This window comes from Collinsella aerofaciens, from assembly GCF_039752985.1.
GTDB lineage: Bacteria > Actinomycetota > Coriobacteriia > Coriobacteriales > Coriobacteriaceae > Collinsella > Collinsella aerofaciens_BT.
In genome coordinates this window covers 14,975-27,229 of record NZ_JBDMHA010000031.1, presented here as the reverse complement: position 1 = coordinate 27,229, position 12,255 = coordinate 14,975, and the positions used below count along the sequence as shown (strand labels likewise).

General features: G+C 61.1%; 13 protein-coding genes. 9 read left to right on the top strand and 4 right to left on the bottom strand.

The window, feature by feature from the left end:
* Positions 1-125: 125 nt before the first annotated feature.
* From ABHR76_RS05645 to ABHR76_RS05635, 3 genes are all read right to left on the bottom strand, one after another.
* Complete coding sequence (locus ABHR76_RS05645; protein ID WP_420482012.1) at positions 126-920, bottom strand: hypothetical protein; 795 nt, start codon at positions 918-920, stop codon at positions 126-128.
* Positions 914-1,174, bottom strand: a complete 261-nt coding sequence (locus tag ABHR76_RS05640; RefSeq protein ID WP_308196324.1) for an iron-containing alcohol dehydrogenase — start codon at positions 1,172-1,174, stop codon at positions 914-916. Before ABHR76_RS05640 ends, ABHR76_RS05645 begins: the two co-directional genes overlap by 7 nt.
* Positions 1,175-1,350: 176 nt before the next feature.
* Positions 1,351-1,671: a hypothetical protein gene (locus ABHR76_RS05635; protein ID WP_346963326.1), complete on the bottom strand. Its 321-nt coding sequence runs from the start codon at positions 1,669-1,671 to the stop codon at positions 1,351-1,353.
* A 589-nt stretch (positions 1,672-2,260) separates the two neighbouring features.
* On the opposite strand from ABHR76_RS05635, the gene ABHR76_RS05630 reads away from it, so the two are divergent.
* The 5 genes from ABHR76_RS05630 to ABHR76_RS05610 are packed head-to-tail and all read left to right on the top strand — an operon-like array spanning position 2,261 to position 6,295.
* Positions 2,261-2,749 (top strand): PTS sugar transporter subunit IIB, encoded by a 489-nt coding sequence (locus ABHR76_RS05630; RefSeq protein ID WP_118080235.1) that lies wholly within the window; start codon positions 2,261-2,263, stop codon positions 2,747-2,749.
* Between the two features lie 15 nt (positions 2,750-2,764).
* On the top strand, positions 2,765-3,538 hold the full coding sequence (locus tag ABHR76_RS05625; RefSeq protein ID WP_118080237.1) for a PTS mannose/fructose/sorbose/N-acetylgalactosamine transporter subunit IIC: 774 nt from the start codon (positions 2,765-2,767) through the stop codon (positions 3,536-3,538).
* Positions 3,531-4,391: a PTS system mannose/fructose/sorbose family transporter subunit IID gene (locus ABHR76_RS05620; RefSeq protein ID WP_118080239.1), complete on the top strand. Its 861-nt coding sequence runs from the start codon at positions 3,531-3,533 to the stop codon at positions 4,389-4,391. The genes ABHR76_RS05625 and ABHR76_RS05620 overlap by 8 nt, the downstream gene beginning before the upstream one ends.
* A gap of 33 nt (positions 4,392-4,424) precedes the next feature.
* Positions 4,425-4,829 carry a PTS sugar transporter subunit IIA gene (locus ABHR76_RS05615; RefSeq protein WP_118080241.1) on the top strand — a complete coding sequence of 135 codons (405 nt, stop codon included), beginning with the start codon at positions 4,425-4,427 and terminating at the stop codon, positions 4,827-4,829.
* A gap of 29 nt (positions 4,830-4,858) precedes the next feature.
* On the top strand, positions 4,859-6,295 hold the full coding sequence (locus ABHR76_RS05610) for a family 43 glycosylhydrolase (protein ID WP_118080243.1): 1,437 nt from the start codon (positions 4,859-4,861) through the stop codon (positions 6,293-6,295).
* A gap of 146 nt (positions 6,296-6,441) precedes the next feature.
* Here ABHR76_RS05610 and ABHR76_RS05605 read toward each other — a convergent pair whose 3' ends face one another.
* Positions 6,442-6,729 (bottom strand): hypothetical protein, encoded by a 288-nt coding sequence (locus tag ABHR76_RS05605; protein ID WP_199574332.1) that lies wholly within the window; start codon positions 6,727-6,729, stop codon positions 6,442-6,444.
* Between the two features lie 114 nt (positions 6,730-6,843).
* Here ABHR76_RS05605 and ABHR76_RS05600 point away from each other — a divergent pair, with 114 nt between their 5' ends.
* The 4 genes from ABHR76_RS05600 to ABHR76_RS05585 all read left to right on the top strand — a co-directional run bounded on the left by ABHR76_RS05600 (position 6,844) and on the right by ABHR76_RS05585 (position 12,246).
* Entirely contained in the window at positions 6,844-7,356 is a 513-nt protein-coding gene (locus ABHR76_RS05600; RefSeq protein ID WP_346977021.1) for a hypothetical protein, read from the top strand.
* A gap of 12 nt (positions 7,357-7,368) precedes the next feature.
* Positions 7,369-9,597: a PTS sugar transporter subunit IIA domain-containing protein gene (locus ABHR76_RS05595; protein ID WP_346977020.1), complete on the top strand. Its 2,229-nt coding sequence runs from the start codon at positions 7,369-7,371 to the stop codon at positions 9,595-9,597.
* Positions 9,598-9,851: 254 nt separating this feature from the next.
* Positions 9,852-10,586, top strand: coding sequence for a GntR family transcriptional regulator (locus ABHR76_RS05590; protein WP_118080248.1), 735 nt, complete (start codon positions 9,852-9,854; stop codon positions 10,584-10,586).
* Positions 10,587-10,839: 253 nt separating this feature from the next.
* Positions 10,840-12,246 carry a YfcC family protein gene (locus ABHR76_RS05585; protein WP_346977019.1) on the top strand — a complete coding sequence of 469 codons (1,407 nt, stop codon included), beginning with the start codon at positions 10,840-10,842 and terminating at the stop codon, positions 12,244-12,246.
* Positions 12,247-12,255 lie beyond the last annotated feature (9 nt).

Sequence of the window (12,255 nt, the reverse complement as noted above, 5' to 3'; positions counted from 1 at the left end):
GCGCCTTTAGACGCGAGCCCGGGGCCCGTGGGTTATACCCTAAGAGCAAACCACCCTTTTTAAGGGTGGTTCTGATTTGCGGGGGCCGCCGTGCTGCTCGCCCGTGGGGGACTGGCATCTGTTTCCTAGAGTGCGCTGCGGTAAATCTTTCTCGCGTTGTCCAGCGTGAGCTTCCTGAAGCTGCCGAAGAGCTCTCCGCGGTTGATCTTGAGGCCCGGAATCATCTTTTCGATATCGTCCTCGGTGACTCCGAACTCCGATAGCGCGCGCGGCATTCCCAGCGAGACGAAGAAATCCTGCAGCTCGTCGATGGTCGCTTCGACCGCGTACTCGATTGCCTGCTCGGGGGTTACCTCCACATCGAGCTCGTCCGCGTCCGAATCGATGGGTTCGATGCCAAGGGCCTGGGCGCTGAACTCCAGGAAGCGCTCAGGGTGCTCTCGCCATACGTAGCGCATCCAGGCGGGGAAGATGACGGCGAGGCCGGCGCCGTGCGTGATCTTGGTGTCCAGTGCGGATAGCTCGTGCTCAAGGCCGCGGCAGGTCCAATCGCCGTCGCGCAGGGCGTTATGGGCGAGCGTACCCACCCACATGATCTCGGCGCGGGCGTCGTAGTCATCGGGGTTCTCCATCACCTTGGGCGCCGCCTCCCTCGCGGCGCGCACTAGCCCGCAGGCGATGTTGTCGGTTACGCCCACGGCGGGCTCGCCGGAGAAGAGTCGCTCCATGATATGGGCGATCATGTCGGTCACTCCCGCGGCGGTCTGGCAGGCGGGCAGGCTGAAGGTCAGCTCCGGGTCGAGGAAGGCGATGGCCGGGCGGTTGAGGTCCGTGTTAATGCTGCATTTGAGGTGCTCCTCGTCGTTGCTGATAACGCAGGAGTTAGAGGCCTCGGAACCGGATGCGGGGATGGTCACCACGCAGGCGACGTCGATGCGGTCGGCGGGAACGGCGCGCTTGCGGAAGAAGTCCCATACGTCGCCGTCGTATACCGCCCCAGTGCGATGGCCTTCGCGCAGTCCATGACGGAGCCGCCGCCCACGGGCAGGATGATGTCGGCGTCGTTTGCCCGTGCGAGCTCGACGCCTTCTCGTGCCAAGCCTATTTCGGGGTTTGGACGCACCCCTCCAAGCCCGATGTGCTCCACGCCCGCGGCATCGAGCGATGCCCTCACGCGGACGAGCGTTCCGCAGCGAACTGCGGAACCCCTGCCGTAGACAATGAGCGCTCAGCGGTAGCCGGAGGCGGACAGAGTCCCCCAACCTTGTCGGTCGCTTTTCGCCCAAAGACAAAGCGGGTGGGGGAGTAGAAGGAGAAATCGTTCATGGAGCTCCAATCTGGCGTTTCGCCCTACATGCGCGGAGGAGTTTTTCGGGCGCATCGCCTGCGTTCGCGTCGCAATCTCGGCGGCGCGGTGCGGTCCGTGGATTCCATCGTATCGCCCGCGGCACCCCTTACCGACGATTGAGGCGAGTCTGCATTTCGCGGCGCGACGTCCACCTGGCGGACGATATCCGTTCGCGACACGTGGCCGTCCCGGTCGCAATAGCGTATGCGCACCGGGTTGCCGAGATGGGCCTGCGACCCCTTCTCCTGATGCGAGCGCGCGAGACGGGCGAGCAGCGGCGCGAGCACCTGCTCGACCGTCTCCTCCCGATACCACGCCGCCACGGGCAACCCGTTCACGTCAAACCCGTACGTTCGCCATGCCATTCGCCTCGCCGCCTTCGCCGAACGAAACCGCGTATCCAGACCGCCGGTCCCCCACCCAGCACTTCGACGAGCCTTCGCGCTCACTTCTGCGGTCGGGATGCGCCCGCGAGGCGCTCGGCAGGCAGCGCCATTTCCGCTCGCTGTGTCGAGCGCGAGTGTCGAGAAGTCGCCATATGCCACTCAGATGTAGCATGGAGTGCCGAAGTGCACGCGCCCGTGACGAAACACTGGCGCCAACCCGTTCCGCGCACCACCCCGCCCGTAAGGTGTGTGGCGAAAGGAGGACCAGCCGCATGAACATCCCCGAGACACAGAGCCTACCTCGATCGCATTCCGCACGAGCTTCTCTGACATTTCCGCCCATTACCACGTGGAGGTCCCCGTCGCGGAGATCGCCTACGCATACGACTACATCAATTCCCGGCATGCCCCGCGCAGGCAGGCCACGCTGAACGACGGGTCCGCGGCCCGGCAGGACGAATGACGCGCTTCGGCACAGGCCATGCCGAAACGCGTCACGCAAGCAAAGGAAGGAAGCCAACATCACATGAGCATCATCGCAGCACGCATCGACAACCGCCTGCTACACGGCATAGTGGCAACCCAGTGGGTACCCGAGTTCCGTCCGCAGCGTCTCATGGTCATCGATGACATCGTCGCCAACGACCCGACCAAGAAGGCCGCCATGCGGATGGCAAAGCCCTCGGGAGTCGCCCTCTCCATTATCAACAAGGAGACGGCTCTCACGAACTATCGGGCGGGCAAGTACGACGACCACACGGTCTTCATCGTGGCGCGAGACCCCCAGACCATCCTCGACGTCATACAGACGGGCCAGGTTGTTCCCACACTCGTGGTCGGAGGCACAGTCTTTCCCGAAGAGGGGTCAGACGCCGTCCAGGTGAGCAGTCGCGCCTACGTCACCAAAGACGAGCTGCCCGCATATCGAGCGATTGCTGGCACCGGCTGCGACATCACCGTTCGCTATGTGCCGGCCGACAAGCCCGTAGAGCTCTCCAGCATCATCACGCTTTAGCAAGGGAGTGAACTTATGACACCATCCATCATCCAGATAGCCGTCGTTACACTCATCGCCTTCATCTACGGAGCCGAGAAGAACGCGGGACAAATTCTCACGAACATGTCCGTCACGCCAGCATGGTTCGTCGGACTTGCGCTCGGCGACCCCGTAACCGGCCTCGCCGTCGGCGCCATCGTCCAACTCATGAGCCTGGGCGTGGCGGCCATGGGAGGAGCCTCCGTCCCCGACTATCCCACTGCCGCCATCATTGGCGCCGTCGTTGCCATCACCTCGGGTCAGGAGGCGAGCGTCGGCGTTGCCGCCGGAATCGCAGTCGGCATGCTCGGCCTTCAGCTCGACGTCATCGCCAAGACGGCAAACGGCTTCCTCGGGCGTACCTCGCAGCGCTTTGCCGAAGAGGGCAAGTACTCGCAGATGAAGAGCGTACTTTTCCTCGGTCCGGTCTTCTATGGCCTTACGGCGGCCATCCCCACGTTTGCCGTACTGCTCTTTGGCGCCGATGCCGTCAACGCTTTCCTCTCCGTCATGCCCTCCTGGTTCACGACCGGCCTCTCCATCGCCGCCGGTATCCTCCCCGTCGTCGGCCTTGCGATGCTTCTGTCCTTCATGCCAATGAAGAAATTCATCGCCTACGCCATCGTTGGCTTCGTTCTGGCCGCCTACCTGCAGATAAGCATTCTCCCCATTGCCCTGCTCGGTGCCGCCGCGGCCATCGAGTACTACAAGTCGCACAGCAATCCGTCCGTAAACGCCCTCGACGCTGGAGGTCTGGAAGATGAGTAACGAAGTTAACGCCACCAAGGCAAACGAAGCGCCAACCCGCCTGGCAGACGGAACGTACCAGCCAGTCCTCACCGTTTCCGATCTCGACCGTTGCGGCCGCCGCTGGATGCTCGGCGCGTCCATCTATAACTATGAGTCCCAGTGTGCCCCGGCGGTCATGTTCGCAACCGAACCCGCCCTGCGCAAGATCTATGCAGGAGACGAGGAGGGCTACCGCAGGTCACTTCTGAGCACCTATCGCTATTACAATGCGACTCCCCAGGTAAGCGGCCTGCTCCTCGGCGCCGGCCTAGCCTTGGAGGACAAGGGGCACAATGACGCCATCGACGCGGTCCAAGACCTTAAGATTGGCCTCATGGGCTCCCTCTCAGGAGTCGGCGATACGATCTTCGCCATCCTCATTCCCACCATCTTCGGCTCCATCGCCGCCTACATGGGACAGGCGGGAAACCCCGTCGGCGTGCTTCTCTGGCTCGCCGTCGCCATCGCCATCTTCGTATGGAAGCTCTTTGACTGGCGCATAGGCTATAAGTTCGGCGACAAGCTCTTCACGACCCTTGCCGAGAAGATGTCCGTTTTCACCGAGTCGACGTCGGCACTTGGCATGATGGTCGTCGGTGCGCTCATCCCCACCGTCATCAAGGTCTCGTGTGGTCTCACGTTCACCATGGGTGACGTCACGCTCGACGTCCAGACGGGCATCCTCGACCAAATCATGGTCGGCATGCTGCCCGTAATAGCCACAGCCATCGTCTACGCCCTCGTCAAGCGCAAGGTCAGCATCAACAAGATTGTCCTCGGCATCCTCATCATCTCGTGGGTGTGCGCGGCTTTCGGCATTCTTGCTGCCTAGCCTAGGGCTAGACCAACCCACAAAGGACGCATTATGAGGCACATCATCATTGCATCGCACTACGGCCTGGCAGCCGGACTCGGAGACACGCTCAAGGCCATCATAGGACCGGGGCACGACATCAGGGTTGTCTGCGCGTTTACAGACGAAACCCCGCTCGAGGAGAAGCTCGCCAGCGCATTCGAGGGCATCGCCGAAGATGACGAGACCCTCGTTCTCACCGACATCCTTCAGGGCAGCGTAAACCAGCTCGTAGCCTGCTCGGCTCCGCGAGGCGCGTTCATAGTGACCGGCGTAAACCTTCCCGTGGCCCTCGAGCTCTCGCTCCACGCCGGACAGCTTACTCCCGATGTGGTGAGGCATGTCGTCACCCAAGCCAAAGAGCAGCTCGTCTACCTCGGAGATCTTACTCCGGACGTTGACGAAGAAGACGAATAGGAAAGACGCGACAGTAAGGAGGACGAGACATGCGCAAAGTCCCGACCAATAACCAGCACCTGTTCTACCAACCGAAGGACGTGTGGGTGGGAGACGTCATGCCCTTCGGCAAGGACGGCACGTTCTATCTATACCACCAGCGTGACACGCGCGACCCCGCTCCGCTTGCCGAAGGACAGCCCTTTGGGTGGTCGCTCGCGACCACCCAGGACTTCGTGACGTACCAGGAACACGGAACGGCGATCCCCCACGGCGGAGAAGACGACCAAGACCAGTTCATCTACGCCGGAACCGTTTACGAGGCAAAAGGGGAGGTACGCGCTTTCTATACCGGGTTCAACCGCAACTACCTGCGAGAAGGCAAAACGTCCCAGGTGCTCATGCAGGCGAAGGCCTGCTCGGATGATTATGCGACGTGGAAAAAGACGGGCGTTGCAGTAGAGCTCACGCCTCAGCCAGGATACGATGGGCGCAACTGGCGCGACCCTTTCGTAATATGGGATGACGACCGGAAGGAATACCTCCTCGTACTGGGCACGCGTAAGGGAGACGACCCCTCCAAAACCCTCCAAACTGGCAGGCTCGTTCACTTTACGTCGAAGGACCTCGAGCACTGGCAGTTCAAGGGCGACTTCTGGGCCCCCGGCCTCTACACCATGTTCGAAATGCCAGACATTTTTAAAATTGGCGATTGGTGGTACCTGGTCTACTCTGAGTACAGCGACGAGAACAAGATCGTCTACCGCATGAGCCGCGATCTCTACGGTCCGTGGGAGAAGCCGAGAGATGACGCCTTCGACGGGAGGGCGTATTACGCCGGACGGACCGCCTTCGACGGATCGCGCAGGATTCTGTCCGGCTGGGTCCCCACGCGCGAGAACGACGATGACCGGGCCAACTGGCTTTGGGGTGGCTCGTTTATGCCCCATGAGGTGTACCAGCGCCCCAATGGCACCCTCGGCGTTCGCCCTCCCCAAAGCATAAAGGATGCGTTCGAGTGCCCTGATGCCGTCCCGGATATCGAGCTTCGCGGAGACCACGAACGAACGGAGTGCGTAATCACCGAAAACGCAGGCGAGATCTTCTGCTTCGAGGCAGACGTGACGTTCAGGGACGCTTGCGACTTCTCAATTCGAGCCTACAAGAATCTCGAGACCGACGAGTCGTACGAATACCGCTTCGACCTCGACGCGAATCGGCTCTCGTTCGACAAGAGCCCCTGTTACAAGTGGTTCCGCGTAATGGATAAGGGGCTTTGGAGGCCAGTCTGGCTCGAGTCCGGGCGTTCTTACCACCTGCAGCTCATCGTTGACGACAACATCCTCGTCCTCTACCTCGACGGTACCGCACTCACGACACGCGTCTGCGAGAAGTTCGGCCACTCGCTTGCTGTTACGGTAACGAATGGCGAACTCAAACTGTCCAACATAGCCTTGGCGAAGGGGCTGCGCGAACAGGAAAAGTAAGCCAGTGAACCTCGTCGCCACAGCGACTCCCCCAGCAAAACACGCGAACAACGGGTCCGGCCGCATTCCGGCGACCGGACTCGTCCTGTGCCCTGATGGCACATGGCCCCGGGCTGCCGACAGCGAGGCGGCCTTAGGGGCCTCGCCTACAGATTCCTGAGTGCGTCGACGAGGGAGACCTTGCCCGCGGTGACCTCGTCGGCCTGCTTGATGACCTTTGCGGGCACGACGGCCACCACAGCGCCGGCGGCAGAGTCGATTCGAGCGATGTGGTCAGAGACGGAGCGAACGGCGAGCCGCTTGCCGACAGGGAGGCAGTCAAAGGTGGCAAAGCGCACTCCTACGGTTGGGATACGCCCGTGAGGCGCTCGGCGGACAGCGCTGTTGCCGCTCGCTGTGTCGAGCGCAGGTGTCGAGAAGTCGCCATATGCCACTACAGATGTATCATGGAGTGCCGAAGTTCACGTGCCCGTGACAAAACGCGGGCGCCAACCCGTCCCGAGCACCACCCCGCCAGTAAGGTGTGGGACGAAAGGAGGACCAGCCGCATGAACATCCCCGAGACACAGAAAGACCTGCTTGCCTACCTCGATCGCATCACGAGCGAGCTTGGCAGCACGCGGGGCGGGCGCATCCAGAACCGTCTCGACCACTTCACCACGGCATCTATAACCGACTCGCTCGCCATCTCGCGCAGCCTGGCAAGTCAGTATCTCAACGAGCTCGTGCGCGCTGGCCTCGTGGTGAAAGCAGGGGCACGACCGGTGTGCTACTTCCACCGCCGCTCCCTCGAACGCTTCTTCCAGTCTCGCATTGAGCGTAGCACCTACCCTTCGGTCGAGCAGCTCTTCGCCACGCTCGGAAACGGCGAGCGACTCGACTTCGACCGCGCAATCGGTCACGAGCTGAGCCTTGCGCCCTGCATCAGCCAGCTCTGCGCCGCGCTCAAGTACCCGCCAGCTGGCCTGCCCATCCTGCTCTGTGGCGCCTCGGGAACCGGCAAGGGTCTACTCGCCGAACTTGCCCTCGAATACGGCAAGAACGTCGGCGTTCTGCAGTAGGAAGCCAAGCTTGTGAGCATCGACTGCTCGCATTACGCAGACGATGCCCGCGCGCTCACTCACGACCTGTGCGCAGATGGCGGGCCTGCAGATCGGGCGAGCGGCGGCATCGTTTATCTCAAGGACGTCGACGCCCTCTCACCCGCTGCCCAGGACGCGCTCTTGGAGTGGGCCTCCGCACAGGCGGGCGCCATTGTGCCAGCCCCTGCTGTGCGCCTTATCTTTGCCACCTCAAACGAGGCAGACAGTACCGAGTGCCGCAGCCTCACGCGTCGCATCCCCATGTCCGCCCAGGTGCCGTCTCTGCGCGAGCGCACCCAGGAGGAGCGTGAGGAACTGACTCTCCACTTCCTCAAGGAGGAGGGCCGACGCATAGGACGCGACATCCTCATAAGTCGCGGAGCCTTCCGAGCCCTCGCCGGCACCAACTTCGAGGAGAACGTACGCGGCCTGCGCGACTGCATCACCAACTGTTGCGCCGAGGCCTATCTAGACACGAAGGGTGACAGCCTGGAGATTCGCACCTACCAGCTTCCCTCCGCAATCCTTGCCGGCTCCGCACTCGAGCGCAGCGAGAACGACATGCAGCTCATCGACACCACCCGGAGCATCCAAAGCCAGGCGGACGACCGCGCACGGCATGTACTCGACGCCATGCTGGAGCCATACGAGAGCTATCGCGAAGGCACGCTTGATGGGGGCGCGTGCAGCGCTCAGCTGGTGGAGCGAGCCCGCGACCTCGAGGACTACCTGGCGTTCGGGCAAAACCCGGGCCGCTCGAAGTCCGACGCATACGAGCAGATCGCCGACAGCGTCGTCACTTCCGTGAACGAACTCTACTCGATCGATTTGTCCCGAAAGAGCTCGCATCTAATCGCCCAGGGCATCTGCCTCCAGCTGTGGCCGCCCGCAAGCCTCTCGCGTTGGAAGAGCTCCCATGCAAGCGAGCTTTCCGGCATGCGCGGCGTCGTGGCCCAGCGCAACCGCTTTGCCGTTACTGTCTGCGCCTGCATCGCTGATGAACTCAAGGCCACGCTCGGCATCGCACTCGACGATCTCACGTGTCTGCTCGTCCTTGCGCATGCGGCACTCGCACTCGACCCGTCTAAGCGTCGTCGGAGCGTCGGTATCGTCCTCAGTCATGGCTACTCGACCGCCACGAGCATCGCCGACGCCGCCAATCGGATTCTTGACACGAGGGTCTTCGAGGCCATCGACATGCCCTACGACCAGAAGGTTACGGACGTCGCTGTTCCTCTTCAGCAAATCATCGACCGCTTCTCCTACGCAGACGAGGTCGTCATCCTCGTGGACATGGGATCGCTCCAGGATATTTATAAGAGTCTGGAATCCACCTCCGGCATGACGCTCGGCATCATAAACAACGCCTCTACCGGCCTTGCGGTGGAGGTTGGCGCCGGACTTATCGCGGGTCGCTCCGTGCGAGAGGTTCTCGACGATGCTGCGGCAGCTTGCACCTGTAATTATCACATCGTGGCGCGCAACGCCCGACCGGACGCGATTGTCTTCTGCTCCGAAGGCGGACTTGACGCAGCTGCGCGGATCCGCGATCTCGTGGCGCAGAGCCTGCCTGGCGAGTCCCCCGCGCGGCTTGTCGCCGTTGACTGGCGGCAGCTCGCCAATAACGGATCTGAGGATGCCGCCTTCTCCCAGTACAACGTGCGCTCGGTCATCGGCACGGACAATCCGCACGCCGACGGAGTCCCGTTCATTTCGCTCGAGGAACTCATCGCCGGCGAAGGAACGGCCCAGATAGACCGCGCCTTCGCACGCTTGCTCGACGCTGACAGCTTGCGCACGTTCCACCAGAATCTCGTCAAGAACATGACCCTCAGGAACGTGGTCGAGTCCATCACAATCCTTAACCCCAACAAGCTCTTCGGCGAAATCGAGAGTGCCGCAGAGCGGCTCCAGCAGCTCACCGGAGACGTGATTGGCGCTCGTGTGAGCATGGGGCTCTACGTGCACCTGTGTTGTCTCGTGGAGCGCCTCGTGACCAGAAGCCCCATCGAGAACTACGCAGACGAGCAGCGCTTCGCCAATGAACACAACGATTTCGTCGAGGCATTCCGCACGAGCTTCTCTGACATTTCCGCCCATTACCACGTGGAGGTCCCCGTCACGGAGATCGCCTACGCATACGACTACATCAATTCCCGGCATGCCCCGCGCAGGCAGGCCACGCCGAACGATGGGCCCGCGGCTCAGCAGGACGAGTGACGCGCCTCGCAAGCAAAGGAAGGAAGCCAACATCACACGAGCATCATCGATCGCTGCGTGCAAGGCGGCGGGCCTCACCGTGTTCGCCAAGCGCGAGGAGCGTTTTGGTTTTTCGCAAGCAAATGCGGACGAAATCAGCGACCAGATTCCCGATACGCTCAAACATGCAGGGCCCCTATGTGTTTAACCTCATTTTTCCGTGTGCGGTAGAATGGAGTCGTTGAGATCGCGAACGCCTTAAAGGGAGAGTTTTTGTGGATGCGCATCTGGATGGGGGCTCTTCCGCCCCGCTGTATCAACAGGTGCTCGATTTGCTTAAGAGCGATATCGAACAGGGGACATATCCCGTTGACTCGCAGATTCCAACGGAACTTGAGCTTTCTAAGATGTACGGCGTGGGAAGGGTCACGGTTCGCCGCGCAATAGAGGAGCTTGTGGGCGAGGGGTATCTCACCAAGCGGCAGGGGCGTGGTACGTTTGTGACCGCGACAAAGATAATTCGCAAGGTGCATCAGAAGGACGATGTTCAGAGTTTTACCCAAGCATGCGCTGAAAACGGCATGAAGGCGGGCGCTCGCGTCGTTGCCCGCAAGACCGTTGCCGCCGATCGCGACCTCGCTTCTTTCTTTGGCTTGGATGAAGGCTCTGACCTCATCTTGGTCTCACGCGTGCGTACCGCAGACGGCGTGCCGGTCCTGTTCGAGAACAACTACTATCCTGTCGATGGATTCGAATTTCTCAAAGATATCGGTCTCTCCAATTGTTCGATATTCGAGGCCGTGGGGGAGCGTACGGGTAGGTATCCCTGCTCGTCCGATCCCTGCAGGCTGGAGATCGCCCGTGCGGGAATTGATGCCGCCCGCGAGCTCAAGGTCCCAGTAGGGGAGCCGCTGTTCTTCATGAACGCGGGCTTTCTCGATTCCAACGGAGAGCGCTTCTGCTATGGCAGACAGTACTACGTGGGTTCGCGCTACAGCTTCGATATCTAGCGGCTCTGTCTCACACAGCGCTGTTCTCGTATTGCCGCGGCAGGTCCGTTTAGCGCGTAAAAGTTACCACTTATAGAACAACCTAATATGTTTCTTGACCGACGCCTTCATGCAGGTTATACATAGAACAACCTAAGATGTTTGCCTATACGTGAAGGATTTTTGGCAAGCATCGTTGCTCTGGCAGGAGGTTAAGAATGCCGGATGCCAAACAGGAGAAGCCAAGCGCAGATTCCATCTCCAGCTTCCCCATGTGTACACCATCGCGTTCATGCTGATCGTGTTCTTCGCGGTGCTCACATGGATCGTCCCATCGGGTCAGTTCGACCGCCAGACCATTCAGACGGCCGCGGGCGAGCGAGAAGTCGCCGTAGCCGGAACGTACCAAGAGGTCGACAAGGTCTACACCGATTCGGAGACGGGGGAGACCGTCGATCTGCGACAGGGCATCGATGCCGTCCTGCAGGCTCCCGCCAAGGGCATTCAGGCTGCGGCCGATGTCGTCGCGTTCGTCCTGCTGATCGGCGGATCGTTCGCCATCGTCACCAAGACCAACGCCCTAAACGCCGGCATGAGCCGCGTGATCAAGAAGCTGAAGAACAAGGACATCTTGATCATCCCCATCTCCATGATCCTGCTCTCGATCTGCGGCACCACGTTCGGCATGTCCGAGGAGGCGCTGCCGTTCTACGCGATCTTCATCCCCATCATGCTGAGCATCGGGTATGACTCCATGACCGCGTTCATCATCTGCTTCCTCGGCCCCAACCTTGGTTACTGCGCATCCACTATTGATCCTTTCAACGTGCTGATCGCCCAGGGCGTTATCGGCATCGAGGGAAATCCCCAGCTTTGGCTCCGCGCCATCCTGTGGGTCATCTTCACCGCCGCGGGCATTTTCTGGGCCATGCGCTACGCGCGCCGCGTCAAGCTCGATCCCAAGTCCTCCATCACCTATGAGGACGATAAGCAGAAGCGCATCGAGTTCTCTGTCACCGATGCCTCTATCGAAGAGGAGTTCACGCTTCGCCACAAGCTCGTCCTCATTGATTTCGCGGTCGGCATGGGCGTTATCGTGTGGGGCCTCGTTACCCAGGGCTGGTATATGGACGAGATCTCCATGGTGTTCCTGGCCATGGGCCTTCTTGCCGGCATACTCGGCGGCCTGGACGAGAAGACCATTGCGGAGGAGTTCGTCCGCGGAATCGCCGACTTCGCCTACGCAGCCTGCATCATCGGCATCGCCCGCGGCATCCTGGTCGTCGCAGAGGGCGGAATGATCATCGACTCTATTCTTAACTGGCTCGTCGGACTCCTTGCGGGCGCTCCGTCCTTCATCTATACCACCTTCATGTACATCGTCCTCGGCCTGCTTTCGCTGCTGGTTCCTTCCAGCTCCGGCCTCGCTGCACTCACCATGCCCGTCATGGGCCCGCTGACCGAGCTTATGGGCCTCAATCCCGGGGCTGCCGTCACCGCTCTGCAGTTCGCGAACCAGACCGTCAACACCATCAGCCCCGTTGCGGGCATGACCGTCGCGGGTCTTGCCGTGGCGAAGATCTCCTTCGGGCAATGGTGGAAGACCATCTGGAAGTTCTTTATCTTCATGGTTCTGTTCGGATTGGTCGCGACTGTGATCTCCGGCCTACTGCCGATGTAGGAGGTGCCC